Origin of the sequence: Rhizobium sp. LjRoot98 (assembly GCF_964252935.1) — a bacterium.
In the GTDB taxonomy this organism is placed as follows: Bacteria; Pseudomonadota; Alphaproteobacteria; order Rhizobiales; family Rhizobiaceae; genus Pararhizobium.
On the sequence record NZ_CAXUPW020000004.1, the window covers coordinates 502,953 to 520,801 of the forward strand.

Consider the following 17,849-nt stretch of genomic DNA (forward strand, 5'->3'; position numbering starts at 1 on the left):
CCTGCTTGTTCTTTATGCGGCATGCTCTGATGCCTTTGAAGTGTTGTGATCGCCGACCCCCGATGCGAGCCGCATGATTGCCTCCTCCGTCATCGCCTCGCCCTCGACCTCACCGGCGACCGTGCCTTCGCGGATCACCAGAACCCGGTCGCAAAGGCCAAGGAGCTCCGGCAGTTCCGACGAAATGACGACGATGCCGATACCGGAGCGGGCGAGATCGCGCAGCAGCCGGTGGATTTCCGATTTGGCGCCGACATCGATGCCGCGCGTCGGCTCGTCCATCAGGATGACCTTGGGATTGACCGCCAGCTGCTTGGCAATCGCCACCTTCTGCTGATTGCCGCCCGACAGCGACGAGACCGGCATTTCGATACCGCCCATGCGCACGCCGAGCCTCCTGGTCAGATCACGGGCGCGCTCCGCCTCCGTCTTCGAATTCAGAAGCCCCAATGGTCCCGTCAGCGACTTCAGGTCGAGAACGGCAATATTCTGGGCGATGGACAGATCGAGAAAAACGCCAGAGCCCTTGCGATCTTCCGAGAGATAGACGACACCAGCCTTGACGGCCTGAGCATAGGACCGGGCGTTCAGCCGCTGCCCATGCAGCGTCACGTCGCCCTCTGTCACCGGCCGCAAGCCGCAGATGCCTTCCGCAATCTCGGTGCGGCCCGATCCGATCAGACCGCCGATCCCGAGAATTTCGCCCTTGCGCAAGTCGAAGCTGACATCGTGAAAGCGACTGCCATCGCCCAGCTTGCCGAGGCTCAAAATGGTTTCGTTCGTCCGCTCGCTCGCAGTCTGCTTTTCCGGATAGAGCTGCGTGATCTCGCGGCCAACCATGCGGCGGACGATATCGTCCGGCGTCAGATCCGCGACCTTCTCCGTCGAAACATAACGTCCGTCGCGGAAGACCGTGACCCGGTCGCAAAGGCTGAAAATTTCGGCCATGCGATGGCTGATATAGATGATTGAAATACCCTGTGCCTTCAGATCACGGATGATCCCGAACAACACCTGGGTTTCGGATTCCGTCAATGCGGCCGTCGGCTCGTCGAAGATCAGCACCCGGCAATCGAGCGTCAGCGCCTTGGCGATCTCGACCAGCTGCTGGCTGGAAATTGGCAACTCGGCCACCTTCTGGCGCACGTCGATCGGTGTCAGCTGGTTCATCACGGCCTGAGCCTCGCGCTCCAGCCTGCCATAATTCATGAAAGGCGAGCGACGCCGGTTGGTAGCTGCCATGAACATGTTTTCCGCCACCGTCGCATCGGGGCAGAGCGCAATTTCCTGATGCACGAGGCCAAGCCCGAGCGATTGCGCCACCGACGGCGACGTCACCTTCACCGGCACACCATCGACGAGAACTGCGCCCTCGGTCGGCTGCAATACACCGGCGATGATGTTCATCAGCGTCGATTTTCCCGCGCCGTTTTCGCCACACAGCGCATGAACCTCGCCCTTCTCCAGGCTGAAGCTCACATCCGTCAACGCCTTCACGGCACCGAAGTGCTTGCTGACATTGCGAATTTCCAAGACCGGCACCGGCGCCATGACATTCTCCCTGATACGCTTGCGGTGGCTGCCCGGAGCATCATGCCCCGGGCAGCCGGCACGAAAAGGCTTACTCCTCGATGCCCTTCGTACCACGCCGCTTCAGGTACTTGTCCCAGTAGAAGTCGTCGGCATTGTCGGCAGTCACGATCGACAGGCCGTTATCGACGAAGGGAATGCTCATCGGGTTGAAGCCGGCGCGCTTGGCGTCGTTCATCGGGTCGATGAGTTCCGGATGCTTGGCGAGCCACAGAAGCATGAAGCCCATGTAACCCTGCATGCCCTGGTTCGGGTTGATCGAGCCGAACACTTCGCCCGCCTTGATCATGTCGAGAATGTTGGCGTTGACGTCGGCGCACATGACGAGGATCTTGCCGCCGTTTTCCTTGCTGGCCTGCGACGCGCCGATCGCCGAGTTGGCTTCCGGCATGAACACGGCACCAAGGTTCGGATTGGCCTGGATGAGGCTCGACAGCGCCTGATAGGCCTTGGTCGGATCCTGGTTGGAAGCCGCACGGCCGACCAGCTTCATGTCCGGATATTTTTCTCCCATCCGGGCGATGAAGGCGGCGATACGCTTGTCGTGGTTGTCCTGGCCTGGATTTTCCAGAACCGCATATTCGCCCTTGCCGCCCATCTTTTCGGCAATCGCGTCGGCGGCATAGGTGCCTTCGCGGGTGTTGTCCGAGGTGATGAACGAGATGCGCTTGGAAAGCGGCGCATCGGCGGCGAAGGTCACGACAGCCGTGCCCTGGTCGATCGCGCGGTTGATCGGCTCGATGAACGGGTCGGAGTTCATCGGGTGAACGAGGATACCGGCCGGGTTCTGGGCCAGCGCCTGGTCGAATGTGGCAATCTGCTTGTTGACGTCATATTCCGGCGTGCCGGTATAGGCGGTTTCACAACCGAACTGCTGGCCCGCCTGCTTGAACATTTCATAGACCGGGAACCAGTATTCGACGCCCGAGACCATGACGTTCATGACATACTTTTCGCCCGGCTTGCAGCGGAACGGATTTTCCGTTTCAGCGCTGGCAGCGCCGGCGAACAGCGTGGATGCAAGGACCGCCAATGCGGTCGTGCTTAGAAATTTGCGCAAGATTCCTCCTTGAGGCCGAAGCCCCTCCCAAATACCCGGCGGCGCCTGAAAGGCGGCCCGATGATCCAATGAAGACCGGAGTTCCTCCTCGAAGTCCGGTATGGGCAGATAATCGCAACGGCGAAGCGCTGTCAATATAATTCATACTTTGAAATATATTTCACATATTCGGATAACGAAGCTCCGCCTTTTACTGTCAACGCCCCCAGCAAGACCACTCCCGTCCCGGCATCTCATCCATCATCACACGGCGTTCAGGCTGCTGTCAGCCCAAAACGTCAGAGGTGGCTGATCGAAACAGCCGTTGGTGGAACGATGTACAGATTTTTGAAGCTGGCCGGGCTGGCAGGTTGCGCCGCCGCTGTGGGGCTTGGAACCTATCTCTTCACCATTCAGGCCACCGGCAATTTTGCCGAGGTCGTCCCGGGCGCGCTTTATCGTTCAAACCAGCCAACGGCGCTGCAAGTGGCCGATTACGCTGAGCGCTACGGCATCAAAACCATCGTCAACCTGCGTGGAAGCAGCGAAGACGCCGCATGGTATAAAAACGAAGTCGCAGCTGCCCAGGCCCTCGGCATCAAACATATCGACTTCAAGATGATTGCGACACGAGAATTGAGCGTGGAAGAAGCCCACAAGCTCGTCACAGTGTTGCGCGACGCGCCGACGCCCATTCTCATCCACTGCAAATCCGGCGCCGACCGGACCGGCCTTGCCTCTGTCCTTTATCTCAACCGCATTGCCGGCGTCGATGAAGACATAGCTGAGCGGCAATTGTCGATCCGCTTCGGCCATTTCAGTATCCCGTTCCTCTCGCCCGCCTATGCCATGGACGAGAATTGGGAAATGCTGGAAAAGGTTTACGGCCTTTCCGGCTGATCAGCGGCACCGGCCAGTTACAGACGTCACCCGGCGGCTCAGGACACCAGGCTCTTCGGCCGGGCGATATCGTCTACCCCTCCCGCATCCGGCGCATGGCCGTAACTCATCTTGCGCATCTGCTCGATCACCCGCGCCATCTCATCGTCCGGCAACACCGGCGGCTCGCCGAGCGTCAACGCCTGCACATACATGCGCGACAAGGTTTCGATTTCGATCGCCAGCCAGAGCGCGCCTTCCAGCGTCTTGCCAAGCGAAATCTGGCCATGCTGACCGAGCAGGCAGGCGAGCCGGTCCTTCAGCGCCACCAGTGCATGATCCGAAAGAGCCTGCGTGCCGAATGTGGCATATTCCGCGCAGCGTACCGTCGTACCACCGGCGACACCGGTCATGTAATGAAAGCTCGGAATGGTCTTGTGATGGCAGGCAAGCGTCGTGGCGTAGATCGAATGGCAGTGTAGCACGACATTGATATCCGGCCGGTTCTTCAGAATGTCGCGGTGGAAGCGCCATTCTGAAGACGGCCGGCGGCCGGCATAGGTGCCGTCGAAATCCATCTCCACCAGATCGCCCGGCGTCATCGTGTCGTAGGCAAGTGAGGATGGCGTGACGAGGAAACCGGTGGCCGTGCGCACGGAGAGGTTCCCCGCCGTTCCCTGATTGATGCCGCTGGCGTTCATCTTGCGGCAGGTGTCGACCATGTCGCGGCGCAGCGCGGCAATATCGGTGTGTTGAGTGCTCATAGGGAGGACCTTTCGTAAAGCACGTTGAAATTCGTGGCCTGTCTGGCCGTGGCCTGCCAACGGCGGGCATAGGCCGCCAGATCGGCGGATGGATGGTTGAAGACCGGTGGTTTTTCGAGCGCGATCGCCGCCCGGGCGGACCGGGTTCCGTGGCTGGCGAGCAGCGCCGTGCCCGAGGCAACGCCATAGGTATCGAGGTTGGAAACCGTGTCACCCTGCGGCCGCAACGCCGCAACCAGCGCCGCATACAGAGGATCGCGCAGAAAGCTTCCGTCGAGGATCACCCGGCCACTGCTTCTCAGCGCATCCAGGCATTCGACCGTCAGAAGCGCCGTATAGAGCACCGCCAATGCCTTGCGTTCCGCCGCATCGGCCGGAGGCGGCCCGGCAATATGCCCCTTGCCCGCGCTGCCGGGAAACAGCCCATCGTCATCGCCAAAGGACGGCAGCGCCATCGTGCCCTGCCCGATCATCCGGCTGACGGCAGCCGCTTCGGCATTCAGGCGGTTATCGTCACGCCCGGCAACATGGGTGAACTCGCGCCCACCCATGGTCAGCGCCCCGCCGACCGGGTTGCCATCGACATCGCTGTTGCAAGTCATGCCGCGATGTTCGTCCAGTCGGTCAAGCGGCGTCTTGCCGCTCAGCGCAACGATCCACGTCCCGGTTGAAACCACCGTCGCATCATCGAACCCTGCCGCCTGATAGCGATAGAAGTTGGCGCTGCTGTCATGAATGCCGGCGAGAACCCGGATGTCCGGTGGCAGATCGTATCGCTTCGCGACAATCGAACGGATCGTCCCGATCGCCTCCCACGCCCTGGCGAAAGGCGGCAGCAGGTTTTGCCAGCCCTGCGATGCAACGATAGGCGACCAGTGCTGCTCTGCCACATTCCAGAGATGCGATTGCGCACCGAGAACTGTGGCTTCTGACACCGCCACACCCGACAATCGCCAGGCCCAGTATTGCGGCACGCCCAGAAACCACTTTGCCCGGGAAAAACCTGCAGGATCGGCCTGCTGCATCCAGAACATCTGGCGGGCATGATGGGTGGCGCCGTGCATCATGGCGCTGCCCCGGTCGAAGAACGAGCCGGACAAGGCGGCATAACGCCGGCGGATATCGTCCGGCAGAGCCTGTTCGTAATCGATCATCGGCAAGGCGGTACCGTCGCCAGCATCGGGATCCGGTCCAACGAGAACGCCGCCGGAGCCATGGCCGGAGGAAACGAAGGTCGATAGGGGATGGCGCTTTGCAAGACCGGCAAGCGTGCCGAACACCCAATCGCTCAGCGTATCCAGATCGTGATGCCGCCACGGCCCGTCTTCAGTCACCGGATTGGAAACCGACAGCGTTTCGAGAATGGTGCCGGATGCTGTGACCGCGTTAAGCTTCACATTGGTCTTGCCGACATCGAGGACCGCGACAGTTGCTTCCTGCCCGTCCCCCCTTCCTTCGCTCCACCGCCCGTCCGCCATGTCCGCATCCCGCATTGTCTGTCAGTTGGCGGTTGTTCCCGCCCGTGCGGGAACAACCCGGTCCTGTTGTCAGATCAAACCGTATTGCCGCGCCTTGTTGCGCAGGAACGGCAGGCCATTGCCCATCACTTCAGCCTCGTCCTTGGCCACCGGCCGCCAGACGGCAAGCCCATAGGCCACCTGCGGCGGCATGTTGATGAAGCTTTCCATGGCAAGGCCGCCCTTGAAGCCAATGGCAGCGAGCGCTGCATAAATCTCGTCCCACGGCACGTTGCCATAGCCCGGCGTACCGCGATCGCTTTCCGAGAGATGGATATATTTCAGGTGCTCGCGCGCATCGAGAATGCCGTTGGCAGCGCCCTTTTCCTCGATGTTCATGTGATAGGTATCGAGATGCACGAAGACATTGTCGGCACCGACCCTCTCGATCATATCGACCGCCTGCCAGCCGGTATTGATCAGGTGGTTTTCGTAGCGGTTGACCGCCTCGACGCCCAGTTCGATGCCGCGCGTCTTGGCGTGCTTGGCTGCCGCCTGTAGGGCGCGGGCGATATTGTCATATTCCTTTTCGGTCGGCGGAACGCCGGTGCGCTCGCCGATACCGCCGAAGATGACCCCGGACAGAGCTTCCGCCCCCATATCCGCCGTCTTGTCGATGGCGACCTTCAGGTGCTCGACGGCCTTTTCCGGATGCACCGAGGCCCAGGCATGTTCCGGCAGCCCGAGCGAGCAAACCGAACGCAGCTTGTGTTTTTCGAGCAGCTTGCGGCTATGTCCGGCATCGACCGCAGGCGCATCGAGAAGCGCGATTTCGATGAAATCCATCTCGTATTTGACCGCGGCGGCAATCGCCTTCTCCGCTCCCGCATGGTCCCATTTCATGGTCCACATGCTGGTATGAACGCCAAAACCTTCCATGGCCTTATCCTTTTTTTCGCTTGAGAGATTTGAAGTGGCCTGCGGCAAAACGCAGGATCATCACGGTGATGAGCAGGATGCCCCAGACGGCCGTCGCCAGATGCTGGTTGGCCCCGAGGATGTTGAGGCCCGAAGACAGGAGCTGCAGCACCACCAACGCCACGGCCACCGGAATGACACGGCCAAAGCCGCCGAACGGATTGACCCCACCGAGGAAGCAGGCAAGCACGGTGATCAGCAGGTAGGACTCGCCGTGGCCGACACGCACCGAGTTGAACCGGGCGAGCATGATGATGCCGGCAATCGCGCACATCGCCCCCGACAGCGTATAGACCAGCACCAGCACCTTGCGGGTATTGACGCCGGAATACCGCGCCGCCTCGATATTCGAGCCGATCATGTAGGTGTTGAAGCCGAGCTTCATGCGGGTCAAAAGCAGATGCCAGATCAGGACACAGCCGATGAAGACGAGCAGCGGCACCGGAAAGCCGAGAATGCTGCCATGGCCGAGCGGCTGCAGGAAGGCTGGAAAACCTGAGACATCGCCGCCGCGCGTCAGGAACTCGCCAAGCCCGCGTAGGAAGATCATCATCGACAGGGACACAAGGATCGGGTGGGCGCGGGTATAGGCAATCACCAGCCCCATCACCACGCCACTCAAAGCTCCGACGCCAATCCCAAGGACAGACCCAAGCAGGAAGGCAAACGGTCCGGCATCAGCACCGCCATTTTGCTGCAGCACCCAGGCAACCGTCAGCCCGGCAATATTGGCGGTAAAGGTGATGGCAAGGTTGAGGCCGCCTGTTAGCACCGGCAAAAGCATCGCCAGGGTCAGGAGCCCGAGTTCCGGCAGTTGGAAAGCCACCGAGCCGAAGGTCGCCCAGCTGAAGAATTGCGGCGAGGCCAGGCTGAAGACCACCAGCACGGCAATGAGCGCAAATCCCGGCCCGGCCATATCCGGACCCAGCGCCGCTTTGATGCGATTGAGGATTGCGGTCATTTGCGGCCCTCCTCCTGGCGCATGAACGGCCAGAGCTTTTCGATGCTGGTATTGGACAGGGTAATGGCGACGAGAATGATGGCTCCGACGATCATCTTGAAAGCGTAGGGCGAAACACCTGCCAGATTGAGCCCGTTCTGGGTAATCGAGATCAGAAGAACGCCGAGCACGCAGCCAAGCACCGAGCCCTTGCCGCCGCCGAGCCGCGCACCGCCGAGAACAACGGCGGCCAGTACGTCCAGTTCTCGGCCATACAGTGCATTCGGCACCACTTCCTGTGCATAATGCGCCTGGATCAGGCCGCCGATCCCGGCCATCAGGCCAAGCCAGCCGAAGGCGATGAACTGCATCGCGCCGATATTGATGCCGAACCGGCGCGCGCCCTCCGGATTGTCACCGAAAGCATAGAGCTGCCGCCCGGTCGTGGTACGGGTGATGAATACCCAGGTCGCCACCACGCAGATCAGCATGACCAGCACCGGAAGCGTGATCTCGATCCAGCTGCCATCAGCCATTTCGTGTTCGAACAGGATGACCCGCGACGTCAGCCAGTCCGGCAGATTGTAGATCGACACCCCGCGGGTGAAGAACATCAGCAGGCCGAAATAGATGTTGAAGGTGGCGATGGTCGCGACGATCGAAATGATCCGGAATTTATGGATCAGGAAAGCATTGACCGCACCGAGCAAGACGCCGAGCGCACCGGCGATCAACAACCCGCTGATCCACCCGCCACCGCCCATCCAGCCGAGCATCAGTGCAGCGACATACTGAACGACGGAAGCAGCAACCGCGAACGAGATATCGATGCCACCCGCAATCAGAACCACCAGCAGGCCGACGGCAAAGATGATATTGACGGAACTGGTGTTGAGCAGATCGAACGCATTGCCGAGCGAGAAGAACCGATCGGTTGCAAAGGACAGGAACAGGCTGATGACAGCGATGACGGCGATCAGCGCAAATTCCGTCGCATGGGATTGAACGGCCTTACGCATAGACGGCTGCCTCGATCTCGGCGAGCGAGCAGGCCGCTGGCAGGAACTGGTCGACGACACGCCCCTGCGCCATATGCAGCACGCGGTCCGCGTTGAAATAGACTTCTGGCACTTCGTCGGAAATCAGGATGATCGCGAGGCCCGTCTCCGCCAGCTTCGCGACGATATCGAAGATGCCTGCGCGTGCGCCGACATCGACGCCGACGGTCGGGGCATCGAGGATGAGCAGCTTCGGATCGGTCGCCAGCCATTTGGCAATCGCAACGCGCTGCTGGTTGCCGCCAGACAATGTCGAGATCGCATCGGTTTGCAGCCCGATCTTGACGCCGAGATCGGCGATCCATTGAGCGACGAGATCGCGCTTGCGGCTGTCGGACAACAGTCCGCCCGAGATGATCTTGTCGAGCGAGGAAATCACCAGATTGTCGGCGATCGATTGTGGCTGGATCAGCCCGAGCGACAGCCGGTCTTCAGAGAGATAGGCGATCCCTGCCGCGATGGCGTCACGATTGGAAGAGAAATGAACCGGCTTGCCTTCGAGTTTGACGGTGCCGGAACGCGGCTTCAGCATGCCGAACAGCGAGAGTGCCAGTTCAGTGCGCCCTGCCCCCAGCAATCCCGTAATGCCAAGGGTTTCGCCCCGCCGCACGGCAAACGAGATATCCTCGAACTGTCCGGGCCGCGAAAGAGCTTCCACCTCCAGCACCACCGGATTGGCATTGACATTGCGGGCGCGAACCGTCTGGTCGAAGGTCTTGCCGGTCATCAGTTCGGTAATGCGCGACTGGGTCATGCCCTCGGTCGAATAGGCGCCAACCAGCGCACCATCGCGCAACACCGTCAGCCGGCTGGAAATCTCCAGCACCTCGGCCAGCCGGTGGCTGACGAAAACAACGGCAACACCGGAGGCAGACAGCGTGCGGACAATATCGAGAAGATGGTCGGTTTCCGATTGCGTCAGCGATGCGGTCGGCTCGTCCATGAAGACGAGCTTCGCTTCGCCGACCAGCGCCCGGGCAATCGCCACGATCTGGCGCTGGGCGATGGCATAGTCCTTCAGCGGCCGGTCGACATCGAGCGTCACGTCCAGCCGCGCCAGGGCTTTGACCGCCTTCTCGCGCATGGCGTTATAATTGACGAAACGCGGCCAGCGGCCGAGCAGCGTCTGGAACGCAATATTCTCGGCCACCGTCATTTCCGGAAACAGCGCCAGATCCTGCCAGATCACCTGAATGCCGGAATTCTGCGCCGTCACCGGCGACATATGCGAATAGGTCTGCCCGTCGAACTCGATCACCGCGCCATCCTGCGGCCGGTAGACGCCGGTGATGATCTTGATCAGCGTGCTCTTGCCCGAGCCGTTTTCACCCGCTAGGCAATGCACCTCGCCCGGCAGGACGTCGAAACTGACATCCTTCAAGGCCCTGACGCCACCGAACGTCATGTTGATGTTGCGCAGGGACAGAAGCGGCTTTTGGCCACTCTTAGCGCTCTCGCGTCCAGTCATCGGTTCAACCTGTGAAATGCTGATTTTTTAGAACTTCCGGGCGCCGCCGAGCCGGCCGAAGCCAGCCCAGCAGCCCGGGAGAACCCATTCGGGAAGCGCGTTACAGGCCCATGCCTGCAAGCTCGTCCACGGTATCCTTGTTGATCGGCAAAAGCTGATCGACGATGATGTCGTTACCAGCAGGCTTGATGACGCCGAGACCCGGAATATCGTCACCATCCTTGACGCTTTCGCCCTTGATCAGGCGGTCAGCCATGGTGACGAAGACTTCGCCGGCCTGTTTCGGATTCCACATGAAGCCACCGGAGATCGCACCGGACTTGATCAGCTTCTGGCCCTGGCCGGGCGAGAATGGTCCGAGCACGAAGATTTCACCGGTCTTGCGGCGTTCCTCAACGGCACGTCCGGCGCCGATCGGCCCCTGGCTGCCGAAGGCAAGGAAGCCCTTCAGGTCCGGGTGAGCGGAGATCAGATCAAGCGCCGTCGAACGGCTCTTGTCGACATCCTCGGCCACGCCATAACGTTCGCCGACCAGTTTCATGTCCGGGTAGTTGGCCTTGAGATAACCGACGGCCGCATCCGCCCAGGCATTGTGCAGGGGAACAGTCAGCGAGCCGACGAACACGGCATACTCACCCTTGCCGCCCATCTTTTCAGCCAGGAGTTTGGCATGCGCTTCACCAAAACCGGTCGACGAGGCCAGCTCGAAATTCCAGTCGGCCCCCTTCTGGCTCGGCGATTCATGAGTGATAACGAAGATGCCGGCTTGCTTCGCTTTGGCAAGCACCGGCTCAAGCACCTTGGCATCGTTGGGGACCACACCGATCACCTTGACGCCCTGCGCGATCAGATCCTCGATGGCGCGCACCTGCAGCGCCGGGTCAGCGCTGGTCGGGCCAACCATGAAAGCATCGAGACCGAGCTTGGCGCCCTGCTCCTTGATCCCGGCATCCATCGCGTTGAACCACGGAATACCGCCAATCTTGACGACGACGCCAACCTTGTCGGCGGCCATCGCCGCAAACGAAACGCCAAGCGACAGCGATGCAGCGAGCGCCGCAATCATAAACTTTTTCATGCTCTTCCTCCTCCAAACGTTTCCGCGCACGGAAACAGGCCCGGGGCGCCCGGCTGGCGCTCCCTGTCAGTTTAGTTCGGATTGACGCGGGAAATCGCATCCTCCACTTCACCGCCTCCTCAAGCGGACCATGGTGCACAATCGATATTTCTTTTTTGCACAATCGATGGTGCAAATAATATGTTTTGGATTTAAACTTTCGTCAAGAGGAAATTGGCACTAAGCAAATGAAGGGAGGAATCGATGAAACCGCAGGGAAAAAAGAAGGCGACGATCTACGATCTATCGGTCCTGTCCGGCTGTTCAGCGTCCACCGTCAGCGCGGTGCTCAACGGCACCTGGCGCAAGCGCCGGATCAAGGAAAGCACGGCCGAACTCATTCAAAGCCTTGCCGAGCAGCACCAGTATACCGCCAATCTCCAGGCGCGCGGCCTGCGCAATTCCCGCTCCGGCCTTGTCGGCTTGCTTCTGCCCGTCCACGACAACCGCTATTTTTCCTCCATGGCCCAGACGTTTGAGGCGCAGGTGCGCAGCCACGGCAAATGCCCGGTGGTTGTCAGCGCGTCACGCGATCCGCAGGAAGAATTGGCGACCGTCGAAACGCTGATCTCCTATTCGATCGACGAACTGTTCATTGCCGGTGCCACTGATCCCGACAGCGTCCATGGCCTGTGCGAAGCCGCAGGCATCCGCCATATCAATATCGATCTTCCCAGCACAAAGGCGCCGTCCGTCATCAGCGACAATTATCAGGGCGCGCGGCTCCTGACACAGGCGATCATCAAGCGGTTCGACGATGCCGAAGCGCCCCTGAGGCCGCAGGAACTGTTCCTGTTCGGCGGCCGCAACGACCATGCCAGCCGCGAGCGCATAAAGGGCTTTCGCGACATCAAGACCGAACTGCTTGGCCACGACAGCGACGACTGCATCCAGCCGACCGGCTATTCGCCGGGCATGACGCAGAAAGCCTTCGAGGCATTTTACGAGCGTGAGGGAAAGCTACCGCGCGGACTGTTCATCAATTCGTCGATCAACTTCGAAGGCCTGCTCCGCTTCATGGCGCAGCACCCGCACGAGACTTTCGCCGATATCGTGGTCGGTTGCTACGACTATGATCCCTTCGGCTCCTTCCTGCCCTTCCCGGTGATCATGATCCGGCAGGACACGGAAAGCATGCTGGCCAAGGCCTTCGAACTGATCGAAGAAACCCGCCCCGCCGTGAAGATCCACCTGATCCAGCCGGAGCTGGTCCATCCGCGCACCGCGCTCAAAGGCCCACTCGATTCCATCCGCGACATCGATGCCTGAGCCCCCCCTCTTTCGATCCCGCCGCAAAATTGTGGAACCGATTGACTTGCTACCGCGAAGGATTAAGCTTTCGGGGATAGCGAACACTATGCGCACGGGAATTGTTGCGGATGGTGCAAGTGGCTAGGCATCCTTGAGGAGGATGAGGTTTGCCATGGATTATCGTGATATTCTGCTGATCAGCGCATCCATCATCGCTCTTTCTTCGTTTGATGCCCGGTCCGAAGAGGGCGATGCAACGGTAGGCGCCACCGTTTTCAAGAAATGCGCGATCTGTCATATCGTTGATACCGACAAGAACAAGGTCGGCCCGTCGCTGAACGGGCTATTCGGCAGAAAAGCCGGAACACATCCGGATTTCGCCTATTCGGCTGGGATGAAGGCGGCCGGAGACGGTGGCCTCGTCTGGGACGAGACGACGTTGCGGGACTATCTGCACAATCCGAAAGTAAAGGTGAAAGGCACCAAGATGGCCTTCGCCGGCCTGAAGGACGATCAGGATATAAGCAATCTCATCGCCTATCTGAAGCAATATTCCAAGTGACAGGTTGCGTGACGGGCATGTAGCCCATCCACAAACTGCTTTAATTGCTGCGTTTCTCACTTGCAGGACACTAAACCGATATTCTGTCGATGCGGCTTTCGGTTCACGGCCGGGTCGGCTCAGGGAGGGTCGGAAATGGCTGTCGTGTTGATCCTCGCCTTGCTGGTGGTGGGCTCCGTGCTGTTCCACCTGCTAAGCCCTTGGTGGTGGACACCGATCGCGTCCAACTGGACCTATATCGACAACACACTCATCGCCACTTTCTGGATTACCGGTGTCGTCTTCGTCGCGGTCGTCTCCTTCATAGCCTATTGTGTCTGGCGTTTCCGGCACAAGCCGGGCAACCGGGCGGCGTACGAGCCGGAAAACCGGAAGCTGGAGTTGCTGCTGGCATCGGGAACAGCCGTCGGTGTCGCCGCCATGCTTGTGCCAGGCCTTTTCGTCTGGAACCAGTTCATCACCGTGCCCAACGATGCCGCACCGGTGGAGGTTGTCAGCCAGCAGTGGTTATGGAGTTTTCGGCTGCCGGGCGCAGACGGAAAGCTCGGCCGGTCGGAGACGCGTGACATCACCCCGGAAAATCCGCTTGGCGTGAACAAGAACGATACGGCCGGCCTTGACGACGTCATCATCGAGGGTGGCGAGCTGCATCTGCCGGTCGGCAAGCCGGTCCACATCCTGTTGCGCTCCATCGACGTCCTGCACGATTTCTACGTACCGGAATTCCGCGCCAAGATGGACATGATCCCCGGCATGATAACCTATTTCTGGTTCACGCCGACACGAACCGGCACCTTCGATATTCTCTGCGCCGAACTTTGCGGCGTCGGCCATCCGCAAATGCGCGGGACTGTCGTGGTCGAGGAAGCGGAGGCTTATCAGGCATGGCTGGCGCAGCAACAGACATTCACCCAGCTCCTGGCATCGGCAGAGCCGCAGCCAGCAAACTGAACACGGCAGGAAGGCATCGGAGCGAAAGGAAGCAAAGATCATGGTCGAGATTCCAGCCGGCAGCGCAGACGCGGTCCCGGCCGCCGAAGTCGAAGACATGGAGCTTTACCATCCGAAAAGCTGGTGGACGAAGTATGTCTTCAGCCAGGATGCCAAGATCATCGCCGTGCAATACGCGATCACGGCCATCTCGATCGGTCTTGTGGCACTTGTGCTTTCCTGGCTGATGCGGCTGCAGCTTGCCTTTCCCGGATACTTTGCCTTCATCGACGCCGATCACTATTACCAGTTCATCACCATGCACGGCATGATCATGGTGGTCTATCTGCTGACCGCGCTGTTTCTCGGCGGTTTCGGCAATTACCTCATCCCCCTGATGGTCGGCGCGCGCGACATGGTGTTCCCCTATGCGAACATGCTGAGCTATTGGATATATCTGCTCGCGGTCCTTATCCTGGTTGCTGGGTTTTTCGCCCCCGGCGGGCCGACAGGGGCCGGATGGACGCTTTATCCGCCGCAATCCGTTCTATCCGGCACACCCGGCGGCCAGGACTGGGGCATCCTCCTGATGCTGTCCTCACTGATTGTCTTCGTCATCGGCTTTACCATGGGTGGGCTGAACTATGTCGTCACCGTTCTGCAAGGCCGTGCGCGCGGCATGACGCTGATGCGCATGCCCTTGACCGTCTGGGGCATTTTTACCGCAACGGTGATGGCGCTTCTGGCCTTCCCGGCCCTGTTTGTCGCCTGCGTCATGATGCTGTTCGACCGCCTGCTTGGCACCAGCTTCTTCATGCCCGCCATCGTTGAAATGGGGACGCAGTTGCAGCATGGCGGCGGCAGCCCGATCCTGTTCCAGCACCTGTTCTGGTTCTTCGGGCATCCGGAGGTCTATATCGTGGCGCTGCCTGCCTTCGGGATCGTCTCGGACCTCATCAGCACGCATGCGCGCAAGAACATCTTCGGTTACCGGATGATGGTCTGGGCGATCGTCATCATCGCAGCCTTGAGCTTCGTCGTCTGGGCGCACCACATGTATGTCAGCGGCATGAACCCCGCCTTCGGTTTCTTCTTCGCCACCACGACGCTGATCATCGCCGTCCCGACCGCGATCAAGGTTTACAACTGGGTGCTGACTTTGTGGCGCGGCGATATTCACCTGACGCTGCCCATGCTCTTTGCGCTGGCCTTCATCGTCACCTTCGTCAATGGCGGACTGACCGGCCTGTTTCTCGGCAATGTCGTCGTCGATGTTCCGCTGTCCGACACGATGTTCGTCGTTGCCCATTTCCACATGGTGATGGGCGTGGCGCCGATCCTCGTCATCTTCGGGGCGATCTATCACTGGTACCCAAAAGTGACCGGGCGCCTGCTCAACACCGCGCTCGGCCATATCCACTATTGGATCACCTTTCTCGGTGCCTATGCGATCTTCTTTCCGATGCACTATCTCGGCCTGCTCGGCGTGCCGCGCCGCTACTACGAGATCGGCGAGACCAGCTTCGTTCCGCCTTCGGCCCACACGCTGAACATCTTCATCACCATCATGGCCCTCATCGTTGGAGCAGCACAGGTGGTCTTCCTGTTCAACCTGATCTGGAGCCTTTTCCGCGGCAAGGAGGCCGGCGGCAATCCGTGGCGCGCCACGACACTCGAATGGCAGACGCCGCAAACGCCACCCGCCCATGGCAACTGGGGCAAGGACCTGCCGGTCGTCTACCGCTGGGCCTATGACTACAGCGTGCCGGGAGCGCCCGAGGATTTCATTCCGCAGACCCAACCAGCAACCGGCGGCCTAACGCGGGAGGTCATGAGATGAACGTCACGCTGCTTTTCCTTGCCGTCATCGGCGCCATCATCGCCTGGTGGATGGCGGGACAGCGGCTAACGTCAAAACCCTGGCTCGAAGCGAGCCCGGTGCAAACGGCAACCAGCATGAACGATCCGGCTGCTCCGGCGATAAAAATCGGCCTTTATGTCTTCCTCGGCGTCGTCGGCGCCCTCTTCAGCCTGTTCATCAGCGCCTATTTCATGCGCATGGCCTCGTCCGACTGGTGGGGAATGCCGGTGCCTGGGCTGCTCTGGGTGAACACCGGCCTGCTCGCTGCCAGCAGCGCCGCGCTGCAATGGGCAAAAACCGAGGCTCGCCACGGCCGCATGGAGACCCTGAAGCCTGCACTTGCCACCGGCCTCCTCCTTGCCGCGCTCTTTCTCGCAGGACAGATCGAGGCCTGGCGGGAGTTGACCGCGGCCGGCTATGTGCTGGCCGACAACCCCGCCAACAGTTTCTTCTATCTGCTGACCGGCCTGCACGGCCTGCATATCCTCGGTGGTCTTGCCGTGACCGGCCGCACCACCGTCCGGGCATTCGCGGCCAATGTTCCGCCTACCCAACTACGCCTCAGCGTCGATCTTTGCGCCACCTATTCGCATTTCATGCTTGCCGTCTGGCTCGTCCTCTTCGCGCTCTTTGCCGGCTGGGCGAACGATTTCGTCGATCTCTGCCGCCAGTTGCTCAGCTAGAGGATTTCCAGATGACACAGTCCGCTCAGACACACAGCGATCCTCCCCTCCGGCCGGGCGGTCTGCGGGGCATCGCTGCCGATTTCGGTTCGGACCAGCGCGCCTTCAAAACCGCCTCCTGGGGCAAGGCGATGATGTGGATCTTCCTTCTCAGCGACACCTTCGTCTTTGGCTGCTTCCTCTTGGCTTATATGACCGCCCGCATGTCGACGCCGGTCGCCTGGCCCAATCCGAGCGAGGTCTTCGCGCTGCATATCGGCGGGCAGGACGTTCCGCTGATCCTGATCGCGATCATGACCTTCGTGCTGATCTCAAGCAGCGGCACCATGGCGATGGCGGTCAATTTCGGCTATCGCCGCGAACGCGGCAAGACGGCAGTCTTGATGCTCGCAACCGCCTTGCTCGGCGCAACCTTCGTCGGCATGCAGGCTTTCGAATGGACGAAGCTGATATCGGAAGGCGTGCGCCCATGGGAAAACCCGTTTGGCGCGGCGCAATTCGGCTCGGCCTTTTTCATGATTACCGGCTTTCACGGCACCCATGTCACGATCGGCGTCATTTTCCTCCTCATCGTCGCCCGCAAGGTCTGGCGCGGTGACTTCGACACCGAACGGCGCGGTTTTTTCACCAGCCGCAAGGGTCGCTACGAGGCCGTCGAGATCATGGGCCTCTACTGGCACTTCGTCGACCTGGTCTGGGTCTTCATCTTTGCATTTTTCTATCTGTGGTGAGGAAGACGGTCATGAGTGAAAGAACGGCGCACATGCACGCACAGGCTCAAGCTCAAAGCGGACAGCATCATCCGATCCGGCTCTATCTTGTCGTCTGGGGCCTGCTCTTCGTGCTCAGCGCCTTTTCCTACATGGTCGATTATCTCGGCATGCAGGGTTATCTGCGGTGGTCGCTGATCCTGCTGTTCATGATGTTGAAGGCGGGCCTGATCGTCGCCGTCTTCATGCACATGGCCTGGGAACGGCTGGCGCTCGTCTATGCCATCCTGTTGCCCCCGCTGCTCGTGCTGATTTTCGTCGCGCTGATGGTATCCGAATCGCACTATACGATCTTCACCCGCCTCGCCTTCTTCGGCGCAGCATCGTAACCCTATCTCGCAAAGAACTTATGAGCCGGGCTGATGTCGGCGCGTCTCATACCTGCTTTCATCGCCAGTTGGCTTGTCATTCCTGCTTCTGCTTTGCGTTCAAACGCACGAAAGCCCGCTGGTTTTCACCATGCGGGCTTTTGTTTATGATTTGGTTGCGGGGGCAGGATTTG

General features: G+C 60.2%; 17 protein-coding genes. 8 read left to right on the forward strand and 9 right to left on the reverse strand.

Annotation, left to right across the window (positions count from 1 at the left end; translation table 11 throughout):
- Window positions 1-12: 12 nt before the first annotated feature.
- Together ACSQ3J_RS16770 and ACSQ3J_RS16775 are read right to left on the reverse strand one after the other, a co-directional pair.
- Window positions 13-1,551 (reverse strand): sugar ABC transporter ATP-binding protein, encoded by a 1,539-nt coding sequence (locus ACSQ3J_RS16770; RefSeq protein ID WP_060506026.1) that lies wholly within the window; start codon window positions 1,549-1,551, stop codon window positions 13-15.
- A gap of 70 nt (window positions 1,552-1,621) precedes the next feature.
- Window positions 1,622-2,650, reverse strand: coding sequence for a substrate-binding domain-containing protein (locus ACSQ3J_RS16775; protein ID WP_060506027.1), 1,029 nt, complete (start codon window positions 2,648-2,650; stop codon window positions 1,622-1,624).
- A 315-nt stretch (window positions 2,651-2,965) separates the two neighbouring features.
- Between ACSQ3J_RS16775 and ACSQ3J_RS16780 the strand changes: the two genes are divergently transcribed.
- Window positions 2,966-3,529: a dual specificity protein phosphatase family protein gene (locus ACSQ3J_RS16780; RefSeq protein WP_436039575.1), complete on the forward strand. Its 564-nt coding sequence runs from the start codon at window positions 2,966-2,968 to the stop codon at window positions 3,527-3,529.
- A 38-nt stretch (window positions 3,530-3,567) separates the two neighbouring features.
- Here the strand turns inward: ACSQ3J_RS16780 and ACSQ3J_RS16785 are convergent, their stop codons facing one another.
- From ACSQ3J_RS16785 to ACSQ3J_RS16815, 7 genes are all read right to left on the reverse strand, one after another.
- Window positions 3,568-4,272: a class II aldolase/adducin family protein gene (locus ACSQ3J_RS16785; protein WP_436039576.1), complete on the reverse strand. Its 705-nt coding sequence runs from the start codon at window positions 4,270-4,272 to the stop codon at window positions 3,568-3,570.
- A complete protein-coding gene (locus tag ACSQ3J_RS16790; RefSeq protein WP_436039577.1) occupies window positions 4,269-5,750 on the reverse strand; it encodes an FGGY-family carbohydrate kinase in 1,482 nt (493 codons plus the stop codon). The genes ACSQ3J_RS16785 and ACSQ3J_RS16790 overlap by 4 nt, the downstream gene beginning before the upstream one ends.
- A gap of 69 nt (window positions 5,751-5,819) precedes the next feature.
- Window positions 5,820-6,668, reverse strand: a complete 849-nt coding sequence (locus ACSQ3J_RS16795; protein ID WP_436039578.1) for a sugar phosphate isomerase/epimerase family protein — start codon at window positions 6,666-6,668, stop codon at window positions 5,820-5,822.
- Between the two features lie 4 nt (window positions 6,669-6,672).
- The gene (locus ACSQ3J_RS16800) at window positions 6,673-7,668 is read right to left on the reverse strand and encodes an ABC transporter permease (protein WP_436039579.1); all 996 of its coding nucleotides are present in this window, start codon (window positions 7,666-7,668) and stop codon (window positions 6,673-6,675) included.
- Complete coding sequence (locus tag ACSQ3J_RS16805; protein WP_436039581.1) at window positions 7,665-8,666, reverse strand: ABC transporter permease; 1,002 nt, start codon at window positions 8,664-8,666, stop codon at window positions 7,665-7,667. The genes ACSQ3J_RS16800 and ACSQ3J_RS16805 overlap by 4 nt, the downstream gene beginning before the upstream one ends.
- On the reverse strand, window positions 8,659-10,173 hold the full coding sequence (locus ACSQ3J_RS16810; protein WP_436039582.1) for a sugar ABC transporter ATP-binding protein: 1,515 nt from the start codon (window positions 10,171-10,173) through the stop codon (window positions 8,659-8,661). The genes ACSQ3J_RS16805 and ACSQ3J_RS16810 overlap by 8 nt, the downstream gene beginning before the upstream one ends.
- Before the next feature lie 100 nt (window positions 10,174-10,273).
- Window positions 10,274-11,251 carry a substrate-binding domain-containing protein gene (locus ACSQ3J_RS16815; RefSeq protein WP_436039584.1) on the reverse strand — a complete coding sequence of 326 codons (978 nt, stop codon included), beginning with the start codon at window positions 11,249-11,251 and terminating at the stop codon, window positions 10,274-10,276.
- A gap of 243 nt (window positions 11,252-11,494) precedes the next feature.
- On the opposite strand from ACSQ3J_RS16815, the gene ACSQ3J_RS16820 reads away from it, so the two are divergent.
- From ACSQ3J_RS16820 to ACSQ3J_RS16850, 7 genes are all read left to right on the forward strand, one after another.
- Window positions 11,495-12,559, forward strand: coding sequence for a LacI family DNA-binding transcriptional regulator (locus ACSQ3J_RS16820; protein WP_436039585.1), 1,065 nt, complete (start codon window positions 11,495-11,497; stop codon window positions 12,557-12,559).
- Window positions 12,560-12,713: 154 nt separating this feature from the next.
- Complete coding sequence (locus tag ACSQ3J_RS16825) at window positions 12,714-13,103, forward strand: c-type cytochrome (RefSeq protein ID WP_060506036.1); 390 nt, start codon at window positions 12,714-12,716, stop codon at window positions 13,101-13,103.
- A gap of 135 nt (window positions 13,104-13,238) precedes the next feature.
- A complete protein-coding gene (locus tag ACSQ3J_RS16830; RefSeq protein WP_060506037.1) occupies window positions 13,239-14,054 on the forward strand; it encodes a cytochrome c oxidase subunit II in 816 nt (271 codons plus the stop codon).
- A gap of 40 nt (window positions 14,055-14,094) precedes the next feature.
- Window positions 14,095-15,873, forward strand: coding sequence for a cytochrome c oxidase subunit I (locus ACSQ3J_RS16835; RefSeq protein WP_060506038.1), 1,779 nt, complete (start codon window positions 14,095-14,097; stop codon window positions 15,871-15,873).
- Window positions 15,870-16,577 (forward strand): cytochrome c oxidase subunit 3, encoded by a 708-nt coding sequence (locus ACSQ3J_RS16840; protein WP_436039587.1) that lies wholly within the window; start codon window positions 15,870-15,872, stop codon window positions 16,575-16,577. The genes ACSQ3J_RS16835 and ACSQ3J_RS16840 overlap by 4 nt, the downstream gene beginning before the upstream one ends.
- 11 nt (window positions 16,578-16,588) lie before the next feature.
- On the forward strand, window positions 16,589-17,308 hold the full coding sequence (locus tag ACSQ3J_RS16845) for a heme-copper oxidase subunit III family protein (RefSeq protein ID WP_436039588.1): 720 nt from the start codon (window positions 16,589-16,591) through the stop codon (window positions 17,306-17,308).
- Window positions 17,309-17,319: 11 nt separating this feature from the next.
- On the forward strand, window positions 17,320-17,676 hold the full coding sequence (locus ACSQ3J_RS16850; RefSeq protein ID WP_436039590.1) for a cytochrome C oxidase subunit IV family protein: 357 nt from the start codon (window positions 17,320-17,322) through the stop codon (window positions 17,674-17,676).
- Window positions 17,677-17,849 lie beyond the last annotated feature (173 nt).

Excerpts from the sequence above, each read along its gene's own strand:
- ACSQ3J_RS16810 (WP_436039582.1), bottom strand. The coding sequence starts at position 10,173 with ATGACTGGACGCGAGAGCGCTAAGAGTGGCCAAAAGCCGCTTCTGTCC.
- ACSQ3J_RS16780 (WP_436039575.1), top strand. The coding sequence starts at position 2,966 with ATGTACAGATTTTTGAAGCTGGCCGGGCTGGCAGGTTGCGCCGCCGCT.
- ACSQ3J_RS16805 (WP_436039581.1), bottom strand. The coding sequence starts at position 8,666 with ATGCGTAAGGCCGTTCAATCCCATGCGACGGAATTTGCGCTGATCGCC.
- ACSQ3J_RS16785 (WP_436039576.1), bottom strand. The coding sequence starts at position 4,272 with ATGAGCACTCAACACACCGATATTGCCGCGCTGCGCCGCGACATGGTC.
- ACSQ3J_RS16820 (WP_436039585.1), top strand. The coding sequence starts at position 11,495 with ATGAAACCGCAGGGAAAAAAGAAGGCGACGATCTACGATCTATCGGTC.
- ACSQ3J_RS16850 (WP_436039590.1), top strand. The coding sequence starts at position 17,320 with ATGAGTGAAAGAACGGCGCACATGCACGCACAGGCTCAAGCTCAAAGC.
- ACSQ3J_RS16825 (WP_060506036.1), top strand. The coding sequence starts at position 12,714 with ATGGATTATCGTGATATTCTGCTGATCAGCGCATCCATCATCGCTCTT.
- ACSQ3J_RS16815 (WP_436039584.1), bottom strand. The coding sequence starts at position 11,251 with ATGAAAAAGTTTATGATTGCGGCGCTCGCTGCATCGCTGTCGCTTGGC.
- ACSQ3J_RS16795 (WP_436039578.1), bottom strand. The coding sequence starts at position 6,668 with ATGGAAGGTTTTGGCGTTCATACCAGCATGTGGACCATGAAATGGGAC.
- ACSQ3J_RS16800 (WP_436039579.1), bottom strand. The coding sequence starts at position 7,668 with ATGACCGCAATCCTCAATCGCATCAAAGCGGCGCTGGGTCCGGATATG.
- ACSQ3J_RS16845 (WP_436039588.1), top strand. The coding sequence starts at position 16,589 with ATGACACAGTCCGCTCAGACACACAGCGATCCTCCCCTCCGGCCGGGC.
- ACSQ3J_RS16840 (WP_436039587.1), top strand. The coding sequence starts at position 15,870 with ATGAACGTCACGCTGCTTTTCCTTGCCGTCATCGGCGCCATCATCGCC.
- ACSQ3J_RS16790 (WP_436039577.1), bottom strand. The coding sequence starts at position 5,750 with ATGGCGGACGGGCGGTGGAGCGAAGGAAGGGGGGACGGGCAGGAAGCA.
- ACSQ3J_RS16835 (WP_060506038.1), top strand. The coding sequence starts at position 14,095 with ATGGTCGAGATTCCAGCCGGCAGCGCAGACGCGGTCCCGGCCGCCGAA.
- ACSQ3J_RS16830 (WP_060506037.1), top strand. The coding sequence starts at position 13,239 with ATGGCTGTCGTGTTGATCCTCGCCTTGCTGGTGGTGGGCTCCGTGCTG.
- ACSQ3J_RS16770 (WP_060506026.1), bottom strand. The coding sequence starts at position 1,551 with ATGGCGCCGGTGCCGGTCTTGGAAATTCGCAATGTCAGCAAGCACTTC.